The organism is Streptomyces phaeochromogenes (assembly GCF_001418655.1).
GTDB lineage: Bacteria > Actinomycetota > Actinomycetes > Streptomycetales > Streptomycetaceae > Streptomyces > Streptomyces phaeochromogenes.
The window spans coordinates 1-22,395 of record NZ_LIQZ01000095.1; the positions used below are offsets into that span (position 1 = coordinate 1).

18 protein-coding genes are annotated in these 22,395 nt (G+C 69.6%); 7 read left to right on the forward strand and 11 right to left on the reverse strand.

What is annotated here, in order from left to right; genetic code table 11:
• The 6 genes from AOK17_RS13970 to AOK17_RS13995 form a co-directional block, all read right to left on the reverse strand.
• Window positions 1-1,958 (reverse strand): xanthine dehydrogenase family protein molybdopterin-binding subunit (locus tag AOK17_RS13970; protein WP_055612759.1); only part of this gene is annotated, 1,958 nt, incomplete at its 3' end.
• A complete protein-coding gene (locus AOK17_RS13975) occupies window positions 1,955-2,935 on the reverse strand; it encodes an FAD binding domain-containing protein (RefSeq protein ID WP_055612779.1) in 981 nt (326 codons plus the stop codon). The genes AOK17_RS13975 and AOK17_RS13970, both read right to left, overlap by 4 nt.
• Window positions 2,936-2,941: 6 nt before the next feature.
• Entirely contained in the window at window positions 2,942-3,583 is a 642-nt protein-coding gene (locus AOK17_RS13980; RefSeq protein WP_055612760.1) for a (2Fe-2S)-binding protein, read from the reverse strand.
• A 235-nt stretch (window positions 3,584-3,818) separates the two neighbouring features.
• Window positions 3,819-4,439 (reverse strand): flavodoxin, encoded by a 621-nt coding sequence (locus tag AOK17_RS13985; RefSeq protein WP_079053007.1) that lies wholly within the window; start codon window positions 4,437-4,439, stop codon window positions 3,819-3,821.
• A 92-nt stretch (window positions 4,440-4,531) separates the two neighbouring features.
• A complete protein-coding gene (locus tag AOK17_RS13990) occupies window positions 4,532-5,311 on the reverse strand; it encodes an SDR family oxidoreductase (RefSeq protein WP_055612761.1) in 780 nt (259 codons plus the stop codon).
• Between the two features lie 138 nt (window positions 5,312-5,449).
• Window positions 5,450-6,301, reverse strand: coding sequence for an aldo/keto reductase (locus tag AOK17_RS13995; RefSeq protein ID WP_055612762.1), 852 nt, complete (start codon window positions 6,299-6,301; stop codon window positions 5,450-5,452).
• 527 nt (window positions 6,302-6,828) lie between these two features.
• On the opposite strand from AOK17_RS13995, the gene AOK17_RS14000 reads away from it, so the two are divergent.
• Window positions 6,829-7,746 carry a helix-turn-helix transcriptional regulator gene (locus AOK17_RS14000; RefSeq protein WP_055612763.1) on the forward strand — a complete coding sequence of 306 codons (918 nt, stop codon included), beginning with the start codon at window positions 6,829-6,831 and terminating at the stop codon, window positions 7,744-7,746.
• Between the two features lie 165 nt (window positions 7,747-7,911).
• Here the strand turns inward: AOK17_RS14000 and AOK17_RS14005 are convergent, their stop codons facing one another.
• The 5 genes from AOK17_RS14005 to AOK17_RS14025 form a co-directional block, all read right to left on the reverse strand.
• Window positions 7,912-8,889 carry a ThuA domain-containing protein gene (locus AOK17_RS14005; protein WP_206190756.1) on the reverse strand — a complete coding sequence of 326 codons (978 nt, stop codon included), beginning with the start codon at window positions 8,887-8,889 and terminating at the stop codon, window positions 7,912-7,914.
• Window positions 8,890-8,945: 56 nt separating this feature from the next.
• Window positions 8,946-11,117, reverse strand: coding sequence for an outer membrane protein assembly factor BamB family protein (locus tag AOK17_RS14010; protein WP_055612764.1), 2,172 nt, complete (start codon window positions 11,115-11,117; stop codon window positions 8,946-8,948).
• 153 nt (window positions 11,118-11,270) lie between these two features.
• Entirely contained in the window at window positions 11,271-12,092 is an 822-nt protein-coding gene (locus AOK17_RS14015; protein WP_055612765.1) for a citryl-CoA lyase, read from the reverse strand.
• Complete coding sequence (locus tag AOK17_RS14020; RefSeq protein ID WP_055612766.1) at window positions 12,089-13,291, reverse strand: CaiB/BaiF CoA transferase family protein; 1,203 nt, start codon at window positions 13,289-13,291, stop codon at window positions 12,089-12,091. Before AOK17_RS14020 ends, AOK17_RS14015 begins: the two co-directional genes overlap by 4 nt.
• A gap of 90 nt (window positions 13,292-13,381) precedes the next feature.
• Window positions 13,382-14,164 carry an IclR family transcriptional regulator gene (locus AOK17_RS14025; RefSeq protein ID WP_055612767.1) on the reverse strand — a complete coding sequence of 261 codons (783 nt, stop codon included), beginning with the start codon at window positions 14,162-14,164 and terminating at the stop codon, window positions 13,382-13,384.
• Window positions 14,165-14,295: 131 nt separating this feature from the next.
• Between AOK17_RS14025 and AOK17_RS14030 the strand changes: the two genes are divergently transcribed.
• Genes AOK17_RS14030 through AOK17_RS14055 form a run of 6 tightly spaced genes read left to right on the forward strand, consistent with a single transcriptional unit; the run spans window position 14,296 to window position 22,374 of the window.
• Window positions 14,296-15,846, forward strand: coding sequence for an aldehyde dehydrogenase family protein (locus AOK17_RS14030; RefSeq protein ID WP_055612768.1), 1,551 nt, complete (start codon window positions 14,296-14,298; stop codon window positions 15,844-15,846).
• Complete coding sequence (locus AOK17_RS14035) at window positions 15,843-17,597, forward strand: thiamine pyrophosphate-binding protein (RefSeq protein WP_055612769.1); 1,755 nt, start codon at window positions 15,843-15,845, stop codon at window positions 17,595-17,597. Before AOK17_RS14030 ends, AOK17_RS14035 begins: the two co-directional genes overlap by 4 nt.
• A gap of 40 nt (window positions 17,598-17,637) precedes the next feature.
• Window positions 17,638-18,807, forward strand: a complete 1,170-nt coding sequence (locus AOK17_RS14040) for an ABC transporter substrate-binding protein (RefSeq protein WP_055612770.1) — start codon at window positions 17,638-17,640, stop codon at window positions 18,805-18,807.
• A 17-nt stretch (window positions 18,808-18,824) separates the two neighbouring features.
• The gene (locus AOK17_RS14045; protein WP_055612771.1) at window positions 18,825-19,694 is read left to right on the forward strand and encodes a branched-chain amino acid ABC transporter permease; all 870 of its coding nucleotides are present in this window, start codon (window positions 18,825-18,827) and stop codon (window positions 19,692-19,694) included.
• Entirely contained in the window at window positions 19,691-21,610 is a 1,920-nt protein-coding gene (locus AOK17_RS14050) for a branched-chain amino acid ABC transporter ATP-binding protein/permease (protein ID WP_055612772.1), read from the forward strand. Before AOK17_RS14045 ends, AOK17_RS14050 begins: the two co-directional genes overlap by 4 nt.
• A 5-nt stretch (window positions 21,611-21,615) precedes the next feature.
• Entirely contained in the window at window positions 21,616-22,374 is a 759-nt protein-coding gene (locus AOK17_RS14055) for an ABC transporter ATP-binding protein (RefSeq protein WP_055612781.1), read from the forward strand.
• Window positions 22,375-22,395: the final 21 nt, after the last annotated feature.

Sequence of the window (22,395 nt, forward strand, 5' to 3'; positions counted from 1 at the left end):
CGGTGGTCGGTGACCGTGTGCTCGAGGAGGGCCATCCCGATACCGCCGGTCATGGCGCCGATGGCCTGGCTGTCCGCCAGCTTCGGGCTGATGATCCGGCCCGCGTCGAAGACACCGAGCATCCGCCGCACCCGGACGAGACCGAGGCGGGCGTCGACGGCGACCTCGGCGAACACCGCGCCGTAGGCGTACATCGAGGACCGGGACTGTCCTGGGGTCCAGGACCCGTCCGCTTCGAGGTGTGTGCGGTCGTTGCGGGTGAGGAGTTGCCGGTAGGTCTCCCCGCGCGCGGGGTTGTTGCTCACGTGCAGTCGGCCTCCCCGCACGACGATGTCGTCGGCGTCGATGCCGTACAGGGGTGAGTCCTCGTCCCCGACGGCGAGTTGGATCGCCTGCTGTCGCAGTTTGTCGCAGCCGTCCTGGACGGTGGAGCCGACGCTGGCCATGGTGAGCGAGCCGCCGTGGAGCGGGGCCGTGGGCATGTTCGTGTCGCCGAGCCGGAAGGTGACGTTGCGGACCGCGAGGCCCAGGGCGTCGGCGGCGACCTGGGTCATGGAGGTGTACGTGCCGGGCCCCATGTCGCTGGTCGAGGACTCGATCAGGGCCGTGCCGTCGGCGTCCAGCCGCACCGAGGCCCGACCCGGGGCACGCAGGGTGTCGTAGAGCGCGGTCGCCATGCCGGTGCCGATCAGCCAGTCGCCGTCGCGGGTGGAGCGGGGCTTGGGGTTGCGGCGGCCCCAGCCGAACTCCTGGGCTCCGACGGTGTAGCACTCACGCAGCCGGCGGGTGGAGAACGGGCGCCCGCTGGACTGGTCGTTGTCGGGTTCGTTGCGCCGGCGCAGCTCGATGGGGTCGATGCCGAGCTCGTGGGCGAGTTCGTCCATCGCGCTCTCGATGGGGAAGGCGGCGGTGGAGTAGCCGGGGCCGCGCATCGGGGTCGGGGTGTTCACGTCCAGCGGCACGGTCCGGTGCGTCTGGCTGACGTTGGGGGTGGTGTAGAGCATCTGCCCCGGGGAGACGACGCCGCGCTCGGCGAACGTCTCGTAGCTGGACGTCTCGGCGCGCAGGTCGTGGGTCATCGCGGTCAACCGCCCGCGGCGGTCGCTGCCCAGGCGCACCTTGTACTCGTAGGCCGGACGGTAGCCCACTCCGAAGTAGAGCTGCCTGCGCGTGAGTACGAGCTTGACCGGGCGGCCGGTCTCGCGGGCGGCGAGGGCCGTGATGGTGATGTGCGGCCAGGCCCGCGCGGCGTTGCCGAACGCGCCTCCGACGAACGGCGAGATGACGCGGATGTTCTCCGCCGGGATGCCGAAGTTGGCGGCGAGTTCGTCCCGCGGGCTCTGCACCCACTGGGTCTTGTCCCACAGTGTCAGCCGGTCGCCGTCCCACTGGGCGACCGTGGCGTGGAGCTCCATCGCGTTGTGATGGTTGCGGGCGGGCCGGTATGTCATCTCCAGTCGTACGGGGGAGGATTGCAGGGCTGCCTCCGCGTCGCCGCGGGCATAGGTCCTGGGCTCGCCCGCCGCGGGGGCATCGGTGAGATCCGTGCTGGGGCGCTCGCTGTCGTAGTCGATCTCCACCAGGCTCGCCGCGTGCTGGGCGGCCTCCAAAGTGCCGGCCACGACGACGGCGACCGGCTGGCCGTGGAAGCGGACCAGGTCGTCCTGGAAGACGCGCAGCCGCTCACCCGGAAGGTTGAGTGACCCCGGATTGGGGCCGTACGGCAGCTTGGGCGCGTTGCGGTGGTGGATCACCTTCAGGACGCCGGGCTGGGCTTCGGCGGCGCCGGTGTCGATGCCGGTGATCCGGCCGAGGGCAGCACTGCTGTCGACCACAACGGCGTGCACAACCCCGTCGGGCTCGTGATCGGCGGCGTACTTCGCCTGCCCTGTCACCTTGAGTCGTCCGTCCACGCGGGAGAGTGGTGCGCCGACGGCTGCCTGCGGCTGGGGGCTCATTTGCTCTCTCCTACGATGCGCAGCTGACGTTCGACCGTCCGCTTGAGCAGCTCGACCTTGAAGCGGTTGTGTTCCAACGGCCGGGCTCCGTCCGCGGCCGACTCGGCGGCCCGGGCCCAGAGCCGTTCCGAGGGGCGTTCGCCGATGAGGGCCCGCTCGACGGCGGGCAGCTTCCACGGCACCGTCCCCACGCCCCCGGCGGCCACCTTGGCCTCACGGATCACGCCACCGCGGATGTGCAGGGCGACGGCGGCGGAGGTGAGGGCGAACTCGTAGGACTGGCGGTCCCGCACCTTCAAGTAGCCGGACTTCAACGGGCGCGGGCAGGCCGGGATCTCCACAGCGGTAATCAACTCACCTTTGCTGAGGGCCTGTTCGCGGTTCGGAGTGCTGCCCGGCCGTAGCAGGAAGTCGGCGAAGGGGACGCTGCGTGCGCCGTCCGGTCCGAGAAGATGCACCCGTGCGTCCAGGGCGGCGAAGGCGACGGCGGCGTCGGAGGGGTGGGTGGCCACGCAGTCCTCGGAGGTGCCCAGGATCGCGTGGGTGCGGTTGTACCCCTCGCGCGCGGCGCAACCGGAGCCGGGTTCCCGCTTGTTGCAGACGGCCGTGACGTCACGGAAGTACGTGCACCGGGTGCGCTGCATGATGTTGCCGCCGAGGGTGGCCATGTTGCGCAGCTGGGCGGAGGCGCTCAGCTCCAGCGCCTGCGAGACGACCGGATACGTGGTGCGCACCTTGCGGTGTGCTGCCGCCTCGCTCATGGTCACCAGCGCGCCTATGCGCAGACCGCCGCGTTCGGTGACGGTGACCTCGTCCAGCGGCAGGCCACTGATGTCGACGAGGGTTTCCGGGCGTTCGACGGTCTCACGCATCAGGTCTACCAGGGTGGTCCCGCCGGCGATGTACCGGCCGCCGCGCCGACCTGCTTCGAGAGCCTCACGCGTGCTGGGCGCCTTGGTGAAGGAGAAGGGATGCATCGTCACTCACTTCCGGCCCGAGGCCTGCTCGACCGCGCGCACGATCTTCACGTAGCACCCGCAGCGGCAGATGTTGCCGCTCATCCACTCCCGGATCTCCTCCGCGGAGCCGGTGTGGCCCTCCTGCATGCAGCCGACGCCCGACACGATCTGGCCCGGCGTGCAGTAGCCGCACTGGAACGCGTCCTGGTCGATGAACGCCTGCTGCAGCGGATGCAGTTGATCGCCCTTGGCCAGACCCTCGACGGTGGTGACCTCGGCGCCCTCCAGACGCACGGCCAGGGTGAGGCAGGAGTTGACCCGGCGGCCGTCCACCAGAACCGTGCAGGCCCCGCAGGCACCGGCGTTGCAGCCCTTCTTCGAACCGGTCAGACCGAGGTGCTCACGCAGCAGGTCGAGGAGCGAGGTGCGGTTGTCCACCGTGACGGTGTACCGCTTGCCGTTGACGGTCAACGAGACGCGGCTGCTGGGCGGCGCCTCGGCTGCAACGGCCTCCTCGACGCCGAGCAGCGACGGACCTGCGACCAGGCCGCCCGCCGCGATGACACCGCCGGCCGCGGAGGTCGTTGCGATGAAGGTACGACGCGACGGTGTGGACGAGGGCCGGGTGGGGGGTAACGCGGCTGACTCGGAGGTTTCGGTAGACATGCTCACTCTCTCGACACGAGGAAGGTGGGGGACTGGCAGATCGGCGTGAACCCAAGACGGAGGTGCACCGATGCCCCTCATGGCATTTCGGTTTCCGCCCAGCCTGGTGGACCAACCGGCGGTGTGGCAGGCCGTGTTGTGCCAGGGAACGGCGAGCCAGGGTATGAGAGAACCCCTCTCCCCACCTGTCCCACAGGGCACGACACTGTAAGACTGGGCCCTTTGGGAACCGGGTTCAGCGCCGCAGAACGCCGACGCGCCTCAGCCACGACTCGACTTGGGCATCGGCTTCCCGGACTTCCTCGCCACGCACCGCGAGCCCCTCCCCGATGGTCGCGCCCGGGCAGGACGCCGCGTAGTCCCGCTCGGTGGTCCCCAGTCCGCTCATCGCATATGTCGTGAGCGGATGAACCGTCTTGCCGCGGAAGTCGTACCTCTCGGCGAAGGTCGACATGATCATGGGTGCTCGGACGTTCCAGATGGGACTGCCCAGCAGCACCACGTCGTAAGGCTCGATCGAGGACGGGGGGTCGACGATGGCCGGCCGCGCACGGGCGTCCTGTTCGCGGACATTGCGCGCCACCGTCTCGTCGTAGTCGTCGGAGTAGGGGTCGACGGCTTCGATGCGGTGCACGTCGCACTCGATGCGCTCGCTGATCATTTCGGCGAGAACTTCGGTGTTTCCGACCTTGAGATTCGTACGCCCGCCGTAGGAGTAGTTCTCGCCCGGCCGGGAGAAGTAGGCCAGCAGGATGCGCTGCCCCGGCGAGGCGGCCGAGGCAGGTCGCTCGGTGGACTCCGGCGCCGGTCCGCTCGACCGCGACGGGGAACAGCCGGTGATCTGGACAGCGGTCATGGCGGTGGCTCCTCCCAGAAGTACGCCACGCAGGAGAGTGCGTCGCCCTACTGCGGCAGATGTGCCTTTCCCGGCGTTGAGTGCGTCCGCCATCATCCGCTGGTTCCGCGAAGGGAACGTATGGCCTCAAGATCCGCACGCAGCGTTCGCGGCTCGGCTTCGACAAGAAGGCCGACCGGGTCCAACACACCGTCCAGGGAGCCGGACTCGTCGCTCTTCAGGGTGCCGAAGAGCTCTGCCCAGTCCGACGGCTCATCTCCTTCGGTGGCGATGAGCTCGAACGTCTTACCCAGGGCGGTGTCGGTCAGCAAGCTGCGTACGAGTGTCTCGGCGATCTGGTCGCGGGCGATCCCGCCGTCGGCCGTGCCGCCCTGTTCGAGGACGAGCCGCCGCTGAGTGGGGCCGACGTGGTCGAACCAGCCGGGCCGGACGATCGTGTGGGGCAGTCCGCCGGCCCGCAGGAGCCGCTCGGAGCGCCGTTTCCACGGGGTCGCACCGGGGATGTCACTGCGCGTGGCATAGATGGAGGTCATCAGGGCCACGCGCGGGCGGGCGCCGTCGAGGGCTTGCAGGATGTTGAGTACGCCGCCGTAGTCGACGTGCGCACGGGCGTCCGGGCGAGAGTCGCCATCGGACCCGTGGGTGAGGACGATCGCGTCGGCTCCGCGGACCGCGCGCTGCAGTGAGGCGGGGTCCGCGAGGTCGCCCTGCACCAGTTCGACGTCGGGGAGCAGCCGTTCCGCTCGCCGCAAGTCGCGTACGAGTGCTCGCGGGCGCAGGCCGTGTCGCTGTGCGGCGCGCACAGCGAACTGTCCGATGCTGCCGGTCGCGCCGACCATGAGTACGTCGGTGATGTTCTGCTTCTGGGACATGACGAGGTCCTGGTCCGTGAGGTGGGCGCTGCTTGCCGTGCGGGCGGCAAGGCCGAGATCCTCGGGCGCGGGTGTCTCGGTCTGGGGGAAGGCACCCGCGCGCGAGAGTTCTGGAGCGGTCGTCGCTCTCTGCCCAGGTCAGCCGTCCAGGCGCCGCGCGCTGAGCCAGCTGACCATGTCCGGGGCGTGGTGGTCGAAGAACAGCGTTCCCCCGGTGTCCAGGGTGGCGATGGCCGCCATCTGGTCGTCGGTGAGCTCGAAGTCGAAGATGTCGCTGTTCTCCGCCATGCGCTCGGCGCGGACCGACTTGGGGATCGCGACGACACCGCGCTGGGTCAGCCAACGGAGCACCACCTGCGCCACGGACTTGCCGTGCTTCTCGCCGATCCCGCTCAGGACCGGGTGGGTGAAGATGTCGTTCTTGCCTTCGGCGAACCCGCCCCAGGACTGGATCTGAACGCCGTGCTCGCGCATCAGATCCTGGTCGGCGGTGCGCTGGAAGAACGGGTGAGTCTCGATCTGGTTGACCGCGGGGGTGACCTCGTTGTTGATGATGAGGTCGAGGAGCCGGTCGGGGTAGAAGTTGGCTACACCGATCGCCTTGGCACGGCCCTCGTGGTGGAGGTCCTGCATGGCGCGCCACTGGCCGTACACGTCACCGTAAGGCTGGTGCATCAGATACAGGTCGAGGTAGTCCAGGCCGAGCTTGGCCAGCGAAGCCTCGAAGGCGTGCTTGGTGTTCTCCTCGGCGGGCGCGTCCTGGACCCACAGCTTGGTGGTGACGAACAGCTCATCGCGCGGGATGCCGCTGTTCTTGATGGCGCGGCCGACGGCCTCCTCGTTCTGGTACGCGGCAGCCGTGTCGAGCAGCCGGTAGCCGGCGGCGAGGGCGTCGGTGACGGCCTGCTCGGTCTGCTCCGCCGGGATCTGGAAGACGCCGAAGCCGAGGATGGGCATCTCGACGCCGTTGTTGAGGGTGACGGTCTGCATGAGATTTTCCTTCTGTACGAGACGAGGGTGGGGCAGGCGACCGGTCAGCGCTCGAGCAGGCGCGGCCCGCGTCGGTGGCGGTGACCGGAATCCTTTGACGGGCTCGAACCCGCAGCAGCACTGTGACCACGGCGTTCGTCGACGGAGCCGCTCACGCTCCACAGGGCGATCGCCCTCGCCCGCGCTGCCGGATCGGGGAAGGTCTCCCGCAGCAGGGCCAGGGAGGACGGAAGGACCATTGCGGCCCCGACCTCCTGCACCGACAGCGCCGCCACCAGAGCGCCCGGACGTGGTGTCGGCCCGTACCCGGCGGACCCCATGACGAACGGGAGCGGTGAGGTAGGAGCGGACTTGGACAAGGGATGATCTCCTGCTCTGGGAAGACCCGATGTGCTGACAGAAAACGAGCCTCGCGCTTTTCCGGCTCTGGTGGCAGGCCGGGATGTGCCAGGGAGTGACGTTCAGGGGTGTGACAGGGCCCCTCATGCGCATGCCGCGCTGGTCAGCGCGGTGTGACACTGCTTGATATGGCATCCGAGCAGAGCAGCGGCAGGGGCGTCGAAATGGAGCTGGGCCAGTTCCTGCGCGCCCGCCGCACCCAGACCCGCCCCGACCAGGTCGGCCTCACTGTCGGCACCGGCCTGCGCCGCACCCCTGGCCTGCGCCGCGAGGAGCTGGCCACGCTCGCCGGTATCAGCATCGACTACTACGTACGTCTGGAGCGCGGCAAGGAGACCCGGCCCAGCCCCTCCGTGCTGGACGCCCTCGCCCGCGCCCTGCAGCTCGATGACGCCGAGCACCAGCACCTGCGCGATCTGGCTGCCCGGGCCGCCCGGTACGCTCCCGAGCCTCCGCCGCCGGGTCGGACCGTGCGTCCGCATCTGAAGCTGGTGCTGGAGACGCTGCGGCCGAGCCCCGCGTACGTCATCAGCCGCAGCATGGATCTGCTCGCCTGGAACCCCGGCGGCCTAGTCCTGTACGCGGGCCTCGACGACTGGCCCGCCACTCAGCGCAACCTCGCCCGCTACCTCTTCCTCCACCCCACCGCCCGCACCCTCTTCCAAGACGACTGGGACGAACTGGTCCGCGGCTGCGTCGCCCGGCTCCGCGCCCTGGCCGGTACGGACCCGGACGCCCGCGATCTCACCAGCCTGGTGGGTGAGCTTCTGGTCAAGAGCCCCGATTTCGTCAAGCTGTGGGAGCGGTACGACGTCATCGGCCGCAAGCGGATCCAGAAGACCTTCCACCATCCCCAGGTCGGCGTCCTCACCCTCAGCAGCCAGAGCATGCACCTCGACGGCACCCCTGGCCAACGCCTCGGCGTCTACACCGCGGAACCCGGCACCCCCGACCACGACGCCATGCTCTTGCTGGACCTGGCTGCGCCGCCGCCCGCCGGGCACGCCGATACGAAGGCCGAACAGCAACAGCGCACACAGCCCTGACACACACCACTGTCTGCCCCGACACCTCCCGTTGCCCGTTCGGGGGGCAGGTTGGGGAGGAGTTCACCGGCGAGTGGGGTGAGGCCGGGGGCGTCGGGGTCGCCGCCGGCCAGGGTGTGCAGGCAGGCGACGCAGGCGCGTACTTGGTCGGCCCGGTGGAGCGGTTCAGCCTGCCCGGCAGAACGGAGTCCTGCCCATGGCGGACTCGATGCCGCCCAGGATCAGGTTCTGGAACTGGTCTGCGCCGGGGAAGGAGCCATCGGTCGAGAAAGCCCTGGCGTCGTGGCCGAGGGTGGTGAGCCAGGCACGTCCACCGTCGTAGTACTGGCACCAGGCGACCGGGTGGTGCCTGCCGTGTCCGGGGTGGCCCTGGTTGCCCGTGACACCCTCGGTGAGCGTGGACTCGTCGACGGAGGCCAGGACGCGGACCTTCGAAGGGGCCGGGACGAGGTTGTACCACTCGTCGGTGAAGTCCCAACGTGCCGGAAGATCCGAGGTGGAGGAGTCGCGGCGGTTCTGCACGACGACCGTGCCGCGCTGGTCGGGCCCGTGGTCGTAGAAGTTCGCACTGCCCAACAGGCCCTCGTACCAAGGCCAGTTGTACTCCGTGCCGAAGGCGTTGTGGATCCCGACGAAGCCTCCGCCGCCGCGGACGTACTGGCGCAGGGAGGTCTGCGCGGCGTCGTCGAGAGTGTCGCGGCTGGTGGAGTAGAAGACGACCGCGTTGTACCGGAAGAGCCGTGCGGGGGAGGAGAGTTGGGTGACGTCTTCGGTCCAGTCGACGGTGAATCCGTTCTTCGTGCCCATCCTGACCAGCGCGTTCTGTACGACGTTGGTGTCGGCGAGCGCCGGGTTGAGCCCGGCGCCGAGTGTGGGGCCGAGGTTCGCGTGGCGGGGTCCCGCGGTCCGCGTGTAGAGGAGCACCCGGTAGCCGTCGGCGGCCGGGGAGAAATTGCCCCAGTCGTGGTAGCACTTGGCGCTGGTGCCGCGGCAGACCCCGTAGTCGGGGTCGCCGAGTTCCTGGGCTCCGGCTCCGGTGGGTCGGCCATCGCCTCGCGCGGAAGCCCGGTTCGCGGACGTCTGGTGCTGGAGGCCGAGGAAGGCGGCCAGGGCGATGAGGAGCGTGGCACTGACTGCGGCCACTACGGACACCGTCGTACGTGCTGGACGTGCTCTGGACGTCATGGCGGCCGGTCCTCTCACTGGACGACGATCTTGCCGGTGGACTGGGGGAAGGCAGGGTCGTTGTAGAAGTACTCACCGGGCTTGCCGAAGGTGTACGTGTACGACTGGCCCGGCATCAGCAGCCCGGTGTCGAACTCCGCGTCGAAGAAGGCGACCGCGCCATGGGCCTGCTGGTTGCCGGCGGGGTTGCTGAAGGTGACGGTGGTGCCGGCCGGGACCGTCAGGTGCTGGGGCGCCATGGCGTTCTGGGCGACCGTGTTCTCGGTGGTGCCGGGGGAGCCCGTGCCGGTGTTCCAGATACGGCCGAGGGTGACGGTGTTGTGTGCCGTCGCACCGGTCACGGCGGCGGTACGGATCTGGTTGCGGCGGGACGGGGGAGTGGGTGCGGGGGCCTGCTCGGCCTTGCCGCCGAGCTTGAACGCCCAGAGGTGGTCGCCCCGCGGGATGTCGGGGAAGGGGAGTCCGTTGCCTCCGGCGAGCACGGCGATGTACTGCTCGCCGTCGATCTCGTACGAGACCGGGACGGTGTTGACTCCGGCGCCGCACTGCCAGGTCCACAGGGTTTTTCCGTCGGTGTCGTTCATCGCTTCGAGGATGCCGTCCGGGCGGCCCTGGAGGAGGACCCGGCCGGCGGTGGTGAGGATGCCGTTGCCGTGGGCGAGAGACCAGGGGCCCTCCTTACGCCAGGCGACCGTGTTGGTGCGGGGGTCCATCGCGACGAGGCCGCCGCCGAACAGCTCGCCGAGGGGCCGGGCCGTGTTGACGCGGCCGCTGCGGGTGTTGGAGTAGGAGGAGTTGACCAGGCCGTAGCCGACGTAGACGTATCCGGTCTTCGGGCTGAAGGAGGGGAAGCCCCAGTCGGCTCCGCCGCCCGCGCCAGGGAAGAGGATGGTGGCGCGGTCCCAGAAGACCTCGTACAGGCCGCCGGTCGGGTAGAAGGGCACGGGGCGGGTCGTCTTGTCGAGCTCGGGGTACGGGGACACGAACGGCTCGCCGCCGGGGAAGGGCTGGGTGGCCGAGGTCTTCTGCAGGGCGTGCTGGGGGACCGGCCGCTCCTCCAGGCCGTGCACGGCCTCGCCGGTGCGGCGGTCGAGGATGTAGTACCAGCAGGTCTTCGAGCCGTAGACGACGACCTTGCGCTTCCTGCCGTCGACGATGAGGTCGGCGAGCACCGGCGCCATGACGTTGTCGGCGTCCCAGATGTCGTGGTGGACCGACTGGAAGTGCCAGCGCCGCTTGCCGGTCTTGGCGTCGATGGCGACGATCGAGTTGGCGAAGAGGTTGTCGCCGCCGCGCGAGGAGCCGTCCGTGCGGGGGTAGGGGTTGCCGAACGTCCAGTAGACCAGGCCGAGTTCGGGGTCGACGGCGGGATGGATCCAGGGGACCGCGCCGCCGGTCTTCCAGGAGTCGCCCTCCCAGGTGTCGTGCCCGAACTCCCCGGGTCCGGGCGGTCCCCAGAAGGTCCACACGACGTCGCCGGTCCTGGCGTCGAGTGCGTATCCGCGGCCGCGCGCGCCGGCGGTCGAGCCCTCTGTGCCGATGTAGACCAGGCCGTCCCAGTGCACGACCGCGCCCGCCAGTCCGCCGCTGTTGCCGCCGCACTGGCCGCTGTCGTTGTCGCAGCCGTCGTCGCCACCGTTGTCGTCGACGATCAGCGGCTTCTGCCAGACGATCGCCCCGGTCCTCCGGTCGAGGGCGTAGACGATGTTGGCGCCGGAGATGGTGAAGACCTTGCCTTCCGCGACGGCGACGCCGCGCATGTTGGTGGTCTCGGTGCCGAGGTTCGTCTTCCAGATCACCTCGCCCGTCCTGCCGTTGACGGCGAAGACGTTCTGCTGGGTGGTCTCGACATACAGAACACCGTCCTGCACGACGATCGTGCACTGCTGGTACGCGCTGGTGGAGCCGCCCTCCAGGTTGATGTGCCAGGCCCCGCCGAGCCTCTTGATGTTCTGCGGGGTGATGTCCCGGAGCGTGGAGTGGTTCTGGTTTCCGTAATTGCCGCCCACCTTGGGCCAGTTGGCGCCGGTGGTGCCGAGCGCGGCGGACTGCGGGGGCACCGGGAGTGCGAGGCCCAGGGACGCGTCAGGGGCGCCTTTCGAGGCGGCTTCGGCGGTGGGTGCCAGGGAGGAGACGGTGGCCGCGCTGCCCGCAGCGGCTGTCAGGAGGAAGGAGCGTCTTTCCATCGTTCAGTTCCCTCGATTCGATCAAGGTCCACCAGATGGTTTACGCAATCCGCAGGATGGGTTCGCGTGATGGGAGGTCACGTTAGGGACGGCTGTGCGTCCATGACAAGACGCGCGACAGGGGATTTTCGAGCGGCGAGGGTCAACCAAGCGCTACGGACGCACTGTTGGTGCCACCAGGTGGACCGGCACCATGGAAGGCGGCATGGGGCTCTTGTTGCGGCGCCCCTGTCCGGTCTCCTCCCAGGCGTGGGCCAGGATGCCGACACTGCGGCTGAGCACGAAGAGGCCGCGGGCCAGCGGCGCGGCGAAGCCCAGTTCGGCGTAGATGACGGCGGTGGCGCCGTCGATGTTCATGGGCACGGGTTTCCTGCCCTCGCGCCCCCGGTTGAGATGCGCCTCCACGGCGCGGGCCGCCCGCAGGTGAGCACCCTCCACCAGGCCGTCTGTCACGGCCCGGTCCACCAGGGCGAGCAGAGGGTCGCGGCGCGGGTCGCGGGGGTGGAAGCGGTGGCCGAAGCCGGGCAGATAGCGCGAGCGGCCGCGCCACTCGCCGACGACCTCCGTCACGGCGAGATCGAACTCCCGGCCCTGGTTATGCCGTTCGGTGATCTCGCTCAGCAACTGCACGCACTGCTGACCTGCTCCGCCGTGCACGTCGCCGAGCATGTTCACCCCGGTGGCCACGGCACTGTTGAGCCCCACCCCGCAGGTGGCGGCCATTCGGGCGGCGGCGATCGAGGGCGCCTGCGGTCCGTGGTCGACGCCTGCCACCAGTGCCGCTTCCAGGAGCCCGGCCTGCTCGGGACGGGGAAGCTCGCCCCGGAGCATCAGCCAGATCGTCTCGACGAAGGTCGCGTGGCCGATCAGATCCTGTACCGGGTGTTCGCGCAGCTCGATGATGCCGGGTTCGACCCGGCTGACGGCAGTGGCCCACCACTGCGCGACCAGGCCGTCCTGCGGCCCGGCCGTCATGACGCCCGTGCCTCGGCGGCGTGGCGGTGCGCCCGCCAGCGTGCGATCAGCCGCTCCCGTTCCTCGCCGTGCTGGTCGAGCAGCGGAGGCGGGTCGTCCGGTGAGAGCGGTTCGCCGTCCACCAGTACGCCGTTGCCGCTCACCCGCAGCGTACGGCCGGAGCCGTCCGGGTAGGGCAGGTCGGTGAAGAAGCCGCGGTGCGCCAGCTGTTCCAGCTCCACGGCTTCGGGGACCGTCAGGACGCGGGCCGCCGGGACCCCGGCCGCGGACAGCGTTGTCTCCCACTCCAGGGCGGTCTTCTGGCGCAGCGCCGCGTTCAGCTCGGTGTTGAGTTCCGTACGGTGCCGTTTGCGTGCCTCGCGCTCGGCGAACCGTGGGTCGTCGACCAGGTGGGGCAGCCCGGCGAGCCGGCAGAGCGTGACGAACTGCTCCTGCCGGTTGGCCGCGATGTTCAGACCTCCGTCGGCGGTCTCGAAGGTCCCCGACGGGGCCGCGGTGGCGTTCTGGTCGCCCATCGGTTCCGGATCGACTCCGCTGATCAGGTAGTTGGAGACGGCCCAGCCCATCGCGGAGAGGGAGACCTCCAGCATGGAGACGTCCAGCCGCGCCCCATGTCCGGTCCTCTCCCGTCCCAGCAGGGCCGCGCTGATCGCGAGGGCCGCGCCGAGGCCGCCGAGCGAGTCGGACACGGGGAAGCCCACCCTGAGCGGGGCGGTGTCGGTGGTGCCGGTGATGCTCATCATCCCCGACAGACCCTGGATGATCTGGTCGTAGGCGGGGGCCGCGCTCATCGGCCCCGACTGCCCGAAGCCGGTGATCGCACAACTGACCAGGCGCGGATTGAGTTCCCGCAGCCGGTGGGCGTCGTATCCCATCCGGGCCAGCACCCCGGCCCGGAAGTTCTCCAGCAGGACGTCCGCGCCGCGCACCAGGTCCTCGAAGTCGGCCCGGTCGTCGGGGTCCTTGAGGTCGAGCACGAGTGACTTCTTGCCGGCGTTCTGGGCGAGGAACGAGGCGCCGATGCCGGCCCGGTTCAGCTCCGGATCAGGGCCGAGACTCCGCGCGAGATCGCCCCTGCCCGGCTGTTCGACCTTGACGACCTCAGCGCCGAGGAGCATGAGGTGGTAACTGCAGTACGGTCCTGCGAGCACATTGGTGAGATCGAGTACGCGGATTCCTGAGAGCGGTCGTTCGGGCATGCACCGGCTCCTTCTGCGGTTCCTGCGGCTTCCGTGCTTCCTGGAGTTCGTGCAGTCTCTGCGGAGGTTGCGGCGCCTTCTGCCGCGTGGTCATTTCGTCGGGCTGAGCGGGTGGTCGAAGCCCTGCTCCGACATCTGCCGGGCGACTTCGGTGAGCGCGGCGGCGAACCGCTCGACGGCTGACTCGGGGAAGCGGTGGCTGGGTCCGCTCAGCGAGAGAGAGGCGACGACGGCCCCGCTGCGGCCGACGACGGGTACGGCAACGGCCGTAAGTCCCTCGTCGCGCTCGCCCCGGCTGACCGCGAAGCCGCGCTCCGCCGCCAGGTCCGCCCACACCCGCAACTGCCTTGCGTGCCCCTCACCGTGCGGGGAGCCCGTGGCGATCCGGTGCAGCAGGGCGTCCGGAGCAGTACGCAGCAGGATCTTGGACGAGGCGCCCGCCCACAGCGGCAGTTCGTCGCCGACCCTTACGACATGGCGCAGCGGCTGCGGGCTCTCCTGCTGGGCCACACAGACGCGGGACAGGCCGCGCAGCATGAAGAGGTTGACCGTCTCCTGCTGCTCCTCGGCCAGCTCGCGCATCAACTTGCGGGTCTCGCGGGGCAGTTCCCAGCTGGTGTGCGCGAGATGCGCCCAGCGCCACAGGCCGGGACCCGCGGTGTAGCCGGCCGGGGTGTCCCAGAGCAGACCGCACTGTTCGAGGGTCTGCACCAGGCGGACCACCGTGGTCTTGGCCAGACCGGTGGCGTCGACGATCTCCCTCAGCGTGACCGTCGGCTGATCCTCGGTCAGCAGTCCCAGGATGTCCAGAGCCCTGCGCACACTGCGCACCCCGGTCGCCTCGGCCGCCTGCTCATGGTCGGTCTCGCTCACGCGCCTTCCCCCTTCGCTTCGAAACTTCCTCGAACGGCCCTCTTGCCACCGCGAGTTGGCGCCCGTACGTTACACGCCGACCCACAGAGCAGTCCACCAGTACCACTTAGCGGTTTCCTGGGAGAGATCTCATGCTCGATTCCCTTCTCAAGGCCGGGGCGGCCGCGGCAGTGGCCGAAGCGCCTCCCTACGTCGCCGGCCAGTGGGGTGGCAACGGTCCCGCGGTGACCCGAACAGGCCCGTACCTGCGCCGGGTTGTCAGTCGGACGACCACGGCGACGGGGGAGGAGGTCGCCGACGCTCTCGCCTACGCCCGTTCCTCGGCCCGCACGGTGGCCGGCCTCGCCCCCGCCCTGCGCGCGGACATCCTGGACCGAGCATCCCGCGCCGCCTCGGCCCACCGCGAGGGGTTGGCCCGCCTCCTCGCCCTGGAGTTGGGCAAACCGCTCAAGGACGGACTCGGCGAGATCGACCGGGTCGCGGACACCTTCGCGGTGTGCGCGTCGGAGGCGCGCCACATCGGCGGCGAGACCCTGCCCGTCGCAGGCTGGCAACGCGGCGTCGGCAACACAGCCTTCACCTATCGCGCACCGGCCGGGGTGGCCCTTGCCATCACCCCCTTCAACGCCCCCGCGAACCTCCTCGCGCACAAGCTCGGTGCCTCGTTCGCCGCAGGCAACACCACACTCGTCAAAGCTCCGCCGCAGGCACCGGCCGCGACCGCCGCGATCGTGGCCCTGCTCCTGGAATCGGGCATGCCCTCGCAGGCGGTGCAACTGCTGCACGGCGGTGGCGAGGTGGGCGCGCTGCTGTGCGCTGCCGACGAGGTGGCCGTCATCAGCTTCACCGGCAGCGCGGAGACCGGCCGGGCCGTCGCCCGCGCAGCCGGGGCCAAGCGCCTGGTCCTCGAACTGGGCGGGAACGCCGCCACGATCGTCTGCGAGGACGCCGACATCGCTCAAGCCGCGAAGGAGTGTGCCCGCACCGGGTACAGCAACTCCGGCCAGAGCTGCATCTCCGTCCAGCGCGTCTACGTCCACCGCTCCCGCTACGACGCCTTCCTCGACGCGTTCACCGCAGCCGTGGACACCTTGAAGGTCGGCGACCCGCTAGACCCGGCCACCGACGTGGGCGCGATGGTCGACGAGGAGGCCGCCGAACGTGTGGTGCGCTGGTCGGCCGAGGCCGCCGGCTCCGGAGCCCGGGTGCTGCGCGGCGGCACCAGGGACGGTGCCACCGCCGCGCCCACCGTCGTGGCGGACCCGGCGCCGGACGCCTCGGTCGTGGTCCACGAGGTCTTCGGGGCACTGGTCGCGGTACTCCCGTACGACGACTTCGGCGCGGTCATCGACGCGTGCAACACCAGCCGCTACGGCTTGCAGGCCGGTCTGTTCACTCGCGACCTGGGCCGCATCATCACCGCCTGGCGTGAGCTGGAGACCGGCGCGCTGATCGTCGGCGGCAGCTCCAACTACCGCCTCGACCATGTCCCCTTCGGCGGGGTCAAGGACTCCGGCTTCGGACGCGAGACACCTCGCTCGATGATCGACGACTACACGGTCGTCAAGACCCTCATGCTGCGCGGGCTGTCTGTGTGGGGCGACACGAGCGCCGTCGACGCAGCCGCCATGGACACGATGCCCACCGGTACGACCTCCACCGACGGGGAGACCGACGCATGACCGTGACCGCCGCCGAAGCCCTGGCCGGCCAGTTGGAGTCGTACGGAGTCGAGTACGTCTTCGGCACCTGCGGCCACACCAACATCGCCCTGCTGGATGCGCTCGGCCCCAGCTCGATCAAATTCGTGATCGCCCGCCACGAGCAGGCCGCCGCGCATGCCGCCGACGGCTACGCCCGCGCCTCCGGAAAGCCTGGCGTCCTGCTCACCCATGTCGGCCCCGGCATGATGAACGCGGTCACCGGAGTGGCCACCGCCGCTCTCGACTCGATCCCACTGATCGTGATCTCCGGCGACATCCCCTCCTACTACGCCGGCCGCCACCCGCACCAGGAGGTCAACCTCCACGCGGACGCCGACCAGACCTCCATCTACCGGCCCTTCACCAAGCGCGCCTGGAACGTCCACCGCGTCCAGGACCTGGCCCGTACAACGGAACGGGCGTTCTGGACCGCGGCCTCCGGCCGACCAGGGGCCGTACTCGTCAACGTACCCATGGACCTCTTCAACCGGCAGGTCGAGGAGTACGCCGGTGAGTACCCGCTGCCCGGCGGCGCCACGCTCCCCGGTCTTGACCGGGCCATCGCCGAGCGCATCGCCCAGACACTGCTCAGCGCCGAACGCCCGCTGGTCTACTTCGGCGGTGGACTGCGTGACCCGGCCGCCCGACAGGCACTGTTGGCGCTCGCCGAGCATCTTGACATTCCGCTCGCGCACTCCCTGATGGGCAAGGGCATCCTGCCCGACAGCCACCCGCTGCTGCTCGGCATGCCCGGCTTCTGGGGTCTGGATACCACCCACGAGTACACCAAGGGCGCCGACGTGGTCCTCGCGCTGGCCACCCGGTTCGCGGAGACCGACGCAAGCTCGTGGGACCCGGCGTACACCTGGACCTTCGGTGACAAGGACAGCCCGCCCAGCAAGCTCATCCAGATCGACATCGACCCCGCCGAGATCGGCCGCAACTACCCCGTCGAGATCGGTGCCGTCGCGGATGTCGGCGACGCGGTACGAGCCATCGGCGATGCCGTACGAACCGCCCGGCCGGAGCCGCTGCGACGCCCGGGCCTGCGCGACACCATCGCCACAGCCCGCCGCGCCGTCTTCGACACGGCCCGCAAGGACGGCCGCAGCGACAACTTCCCACTACGCCCGCAGCGCATCCTCGCCGACCTGCGTGACGCGCTGCCCGACGACGCGGTGCTCGTCACCGACGTCGGGTGGAACAAGAACGGCGTCGCCCAGTGCTACGAACTCCCCGAAGGCGGGCGCTTCATCACGCCCGGGGGAGCCTCGACCATGGGCTTCGGCCCGGCCGCCGCGGTCGGTGTGCAGATGGCCCAGCCGGACCGCGTGGTGGTCGCGCTGATCGGCGACGGCGGGATGAGCGCGCAGCTGCCCGCGGTGCCGATGGCCGTCGAACAGGGCCTGCCTGTCATCTTCGTGGTGATGAACAACCGGGCCCACGGCACCATCGCCGACCTCCAGGCCTCGTCGTTCGGCCGGTCCTACGGCTGCGAGTTCACGGATACCGAAGGACGGCCCTACAGCCCGGACTTCGCGGCCTTCGGCCGGTCCTGCGACGCCGACGGATACACCATTGCCTCCCCCGCCGACCTCTCCAAGGCCCTCGCTGACGCGATCGCGCGGCGCAGGCCCGCCGTCATCGACGTACCGATGGTCAACGAGCCCGTGCCGACGCCGGGCCACTGGAACATCAAGGACATCTACCGCGGGTCCTTCGCCGACTGACCTCCCCGCACCTTCCCGTCCGCTCACAACGAGGTGACCCATGACCCGCAGCAGCGCCCCACGACCACGCACCACCACCCGAGCCGCCGTCTGCACCGCCGCCGCGCTGGCCGCCGCCCTCACCGCGTGCAGTGCACCCGGCGAATCGGCCGACGACACCAAGGCGTCGTCCGGACCCATCAAGGTCGCCGTCGTCAACGCGCAGAGCGGGCAGCTCAGTTCACTGGGCGACTGGGAGTACAAGGGCGCCAAGCTCGCTGTCGACGAGTGGAACAAGAAGGGCGGCATCGATGGCCGCAAGATCCAGCTGAAGCTCTTCGACGACCAGGGCGACCCGACCACCGGCACCAACCTCGCCCGCAGGCTGGTCAGTGAGAAGTACGTCGCCATGATCGGCACGGCGGAGAGCGCGGTGACCATCGCCATGGGGCCGGTGCTCCAGCAGGCGAAGATCCCGAACATCACCTCGGGTCAGTCCGACGGCCTGGTCGCGCTGAAGAGCCCGTACCTCTTCCTCAACGGACCGACCAGCACCACCTACGATTCGACGCTCGCCCAGCACCTGGTGAAGGACAAGGGCTACAAGAAGATCGCCATGATCACGAACAACGGCTCCTTCGGGAAGGGCGAGCACGACGCCTTCCTCAAGGCCGTGAAGGGGCTCGGGGTGAACCCGTCCACCGATCAGGTGGTCACCACCGACCAGAAGGAGTTCAGCGCCGCGCTGACGAAGATCCGGTCCACGAAGCCCGAGGTCATCTTCATCGGCTCGGAGGAGGTCGAGGCCGGACTGATCGTCAAGCAGGCCCGGGACCTGGGCATCACCGCGCCCTTCGCGGGCGCCGCACCGCAGGGCACCCCTGTCTTCATCGACACCGCGGGCAAGGCCGCTGCCGAGGGCACCATTGTCAGCTCTCCCTATCTCAGCAACGACGTCAGCGACGCCTCGAAGAAGTTCGCCGCCGCGTACGAGGCCGCCTACGGCAAGGAGGCGGAACTGCACGGGGCCAAGGCCTACGACGGGGCGAACATCCTGCTGACCGCTCTGAAGACCAGCAACGGCGCGGTCGGCGAGGAGCTCGCGGACGCGATCCGCGATACCCGGTACAAGGGCCTGCTCGGTGACTTCCAGTACGACGGGACGGGAGTCGGCATCACCAAGACCACCATCGGCGTCATCCGCGACGGCAAGCTTGTCCCGCAGCAGTAGGCACCGGGAGCACTGACGTGCAAGAGACACTGCAGACACTCGTCGGAGGCCTGAGTCTCGGGGCGGTCTACGCCCTGGTCGCCATGGGGTTCTCCCTGGTCTACCGCACCATGGGCCTGGTCAACTTCGCCCACGCCGACATCGCCATGATCGGCGCCTACGCGGCCTCCACCTTCTACCTCACCTCCAAGCTGCCCTTCGCCGTCGCCATGGTCGTGGCCATCGCGGTCACCGCCGCGATCGGTCTGGTGATCGAGCGGGTGCTGCGGCCGTTGGAGAACAAGGACTTCGACCTGATGCTGATCGGCACGATCGGCTTCGGCATCGTCCTGCAGGCCGTCGCCATCCTGATCTGGGGCACCACCGGACGGGCGGTCCGCTCGCCCGTCCGGTCCGCCCCGCTCGACCTGTTCGGCGTGCGTGTGCGCACGTACGACCTGCTGGTGATGGCCGTCGCGGCCCTCGCTGTGCTGGGCCTCGCCTGGTTCCTCGCACGCACCAAGCGCGGTGCGGCCATGCAGGCCGTCGCCATGGACCACGAGGCGGCCACCGCCGTCGGCATCAACGTCGGCCGCAGCAACGCCCTCGCCTTCTCCATCGGCGCGGGCCTCGCCGCCCTGGCCGGCGGTCTCGTCGGACCGATGCTGTACGTCGACGCGTCGCTCGGCGGCGCGCTCGGCATCAAGGGCTTCGCCGCCGCGATGCTCGGCGGCTTCGGCTCCATCCCCGGAGCCGTCGTCGGCGGACTCGCGATCGGCGTCCTCGACTCCTACGCGGCCGGTCACTTCCAGGGCTACTCGGTGCTCGTGACCTTCCTGGTCTTCACCGCCGCCATCATGATCCGCCCGATGGGCGTCTTCGGGGAGAGGACGGTGAGCCGCGCGTGAAGCTCAGTGTCAAAGGGCCCTCGGCCACCCGTGCCGGAGGGCTCGCGGCCATCGCGGTGGCCGCATGGCTGCTGCCGTACGGCCTGGGCAGCTACTCCATCCATGTCGTCAACATCGCGATCATCTATGCCCTGTTGGCCATCGGCATGGGCCTGGCCATGGGCATCTCCGGGCAGATCAACCTCGCCCAGGTCGCGTTCTTCGGCGTCGGCGCGTACACCCTCGCCATCCTGACCACCGACTCCGGATACGGGTTCTGGGCGGCAGCGGTCATCGCCGTGCTCGCGACCGTCGCGACCGGCCTGTTCGTCGGCATACCGGCCCTGCGCATGCAGTCCCACTACCTGGGGATCGTCACGCTCGGCCTGGCCCTCGGCTTCATCAACTGGATCACCAACGCCTCGGTCACCGGCGGCGCCGACGGCATCTCCGGAATCCCGCTGCCCACCCTGCCCGGCATCGATCTCTCCAGCGAATACCTTTACTACTACCTGGAGTTGGTGGTCTGCGCGTTCGGCCTCGGCTTCGGGCTCTTCGTCGTCCGTACGTCCCTGGGGCGACGGCTGCGCGCGATGCGCGACGACTCCCTGGCCGCGGGCGCGATGGGCGCGGAGATCCCGCTGCTGCGCATGACCGCCTTCCTGCTCGCCAGCCTGTACGGGGGACTGGCCGGAGTGTTGTACGCGGGCCTCATCCGCTATGTGGCCCCGGAGACCTTCTCCATCGGCAACATGTTCATCCTGCTCGCCATGGTCATCATCGGCGGCCGGCGCTCCCTCGTCGGCTGTGTGGTCGGCGCGGTCGGACTGACCCTGATCCGTGAATGGCTCTCCGACTTCTCGACGTACGCACAGCTCGGATACGGCGTGGTGGTCGTCCTCATGGTCGTCTTCGCACCGACCGGACTCGCCGGAATCCCCTCCCGCGTACGGGAGTTCGCGCACCGACGCCGACGCAGCCACACCGAGGACCGTGCCCGGCTGCGCCCCTTCCAGCCGTACGAGGCCGTCGAGACGCCTGACGCCGCTGACGAGCCTCTCCTCGAAATCCGGTCCGTCACCAAGGACTTCCGCGGACTGCGTGCCCTGGACGACGTCTCCCTCACGGTCCGGCCCGGCGAGATCCGCGGCATCGTAGGACCCAACGGCTCCGGCAAGACCACCCTGTTCAACGTGATCAGCGGCTTCTACCGGGCCACCTCGGGACAGGTACGGTTCGGCCGCCGCGCCACCACCACCGCCCGTCCGTACGCGCTCTCCCTCCTCGGCGTGGCCCGCACCTTCCAGAACCTGCGGCTGTTCGGCCAGTTGACCGTCCGGGAGAACATCCTCGTCGCGCTCGACCGCACCAGGACCTACACCATCTGGCAGTACGCGGTGTGGCAGCCCGGCGTCGTACGCCGCGAGCGGCAGCTGCGCCGCCAGGCCCAGGAACTCCTGGAACGCTTCGGGCTCACCGACTTCGCCGAGGCCGCCCCCGGTTCCCTGCCCTACGGCATCCAGCGGCGCATAGAGATCGCCCGTGCCATGGCCTCCCGGCCCCGGCTGCTGCTTCTCGACGAACCGGCCGCCGGGCTGAACGGCGAAGAGGTGCAGCAGCTTGCCCGCATCGTGCGCTCCATCCGCGACAGCGGCACCACCGTTGTCCTCATCGAGCACAACATGGGCCTGGTCATGTCGCTGTGCGAGCGCGTCACGGTGCTCTCCAGCGGCGGGGTCATCGCGGAGGGCACGCCCGCCGAGGTGGTCGCCGCTCCGGAGGTGATCGAGGCCTATCTCGGGGACTCCGCGATGGCCGACGTTCCGTTGCCGGAGCCTGCGCCGCGCCAGGCCCCCGCGGGTCCGACCCAGGCGTCTGCCTCGGCCGAAGCCTCTGCCTCGGCCGAGGCCCCTGCTTCGAAGGAGGCAACCCGGTGAGGACGATGAGGACGATCCCCTTCCGGCGAACAGCCGCCCCCGCGGCCGGCACCCCGGCCACACTCGCAGTCGACGACCTGTCCGTGCACTACGGCGGGGTCCGCGCGGTCAGTTCGATCAGCTTCAGCGTGGAACCCGGGGCGTCGGTGGGCATCATCGGCGCCAACGGCGCGGGCAAGACCTCCACCCTCAAAGCCCTGATGGGACTGGTGCCGCGCGGCGGCGGAAGCATCACGCTGGGCGAACACGACCTGACGCGCGTGCGGGCCCGCGCCATGGTGCGGCACGGCATCGGCTACGTACCGGAGGGCCGGCACGTTTTCCCCGGCCTGACCGTGGAGAAGAACCTGCTGCTCGGCGCGTACGCCCGCCGCTGGGACGCCGAGACCCGGGCCACGCTCGCCGAGGTGCACGAACTCTTCCCGGTGCTGGGCGAGATGGGCCAGCGACTGGCCGGCGCGCTCTCCGGTGGGCAGCAGCAGATGCTCTCCATCGGCCGGGCCCTGATGGCCAAACCGCGCATCCTGCTGCTCGACGAACCGTCCATGGGGCTCTCGCCCAAGCTCGTCGGCGAGATCCTCAGCGCGTTGAAACGGCTGCGCGAGGAGGGGATGAGCCTGCTCCTCGTGGAGCAGAACGCAAAACTCACCTTCGGCGCGACGAGTCACTGCCTGGTCATGGAGAACGGCAGTGTCGCCATGACCGGAACCTCCGAGGAACTCAGCCGGGACGTCCGGGTGCGCCAGATCTACCTCGGGCTTTGACCGGCTCACGGAAGGGAGTGC

Bases quoted from the DNA above. Each gene is read 5' to 3' on its own strand.
- AOK17_RS13975 (WP_055612779.1), bottom strand. From the start codon at position 2,935: ATGCATCCCTTCTCCTTCACCAAGGCGCCCAGCACGCGTGAGGCTCTC.
- AOK17_RS13980 (WP_055612760.1), bottom strand. From the start codon at position 3,583: ATGTCTACCGAAACCTCCGAGTCAGCCGCGTTACCCCCCACCCGGCCC.
- AOK17_RS13985 (WP_079053007.1), bottom strand. From the start codon at position 4,439: ATGACCGCTGTCCAGATCACCGGCTGTTCCCCGTCGCGGTCGAGCGGA.
- AOK17_RS13990 (WP_055612761.1), bottom strand. From the start codon at position 5,311: ATGTCCCAGAAGCAGAACATCACCGACGTACTCATGGTCGGCGCGACC.
- AOK17_RS13995 (WP_055612762.1), bottom strand. From the start codon at position 6,301: ATGCAGACCGTCACCCTCAACAACGGCGTCGAGATGCCCATCCTCGGC.
- AOK17_RS14000 (WP_055612763.1), top strand. From the start codon at position 6,829: ATGGCATCCGAGCAGAGCAGCGGCAGGGGCGTCGAAATGGAGCTGGGC.
- AOK17_RS14010 (WP_055612764.1), bottom strand. From the start codon at position 11,117: ATGGAAAGACGCTCCTTCCTCCTGACAGCCGCTGCGGGCAGCGCGGCC.
- AOK17_RS14015 (WP_055612765.1), bottom strand. From the start codon at position 12,092: ATGACGGCCGGGCCGCAGGACGGCCTGGTCGCGCAGTGGTGGGCCACT.
- AOK17_RS14020 (WP_055612766.1), bottom strand. From the start codon at position 13,291: ATGCCCGAACGACCGCTCTCAGGAATCCGCGTACTCGATCTCACCAAT.
- AOK17_RS14030 (WP_055612768.1), top strand. From the start codon at position 14,296: ATGCTCGATTCCCTTCTCAAGGCCGGGGCGGCCGCGGCAGTGGCCGAA.
- AOK17_RS14035 (WP_055612769.1), top strand. From the start codon at position 15,843: ATGACCGTGACCGCCGCCGAAGCCCTGGCCGGCCAGTTGGAGTCGTAC.
- AOK17_RS14040 (WP_055612770.1), top strand. From the start codon at position 17,638: ATGACCCGCAGCAGCGCCCCACGACCACGCACCACCACCCGAGCCGCC.
- AOK17_RS14055 (WP_055612781.1), top strand. From the start codon at position 21,616: ATGAGGACGATCCCCTTCCGGCGAACAGCCGCCCCCGCGGCCGGCACC.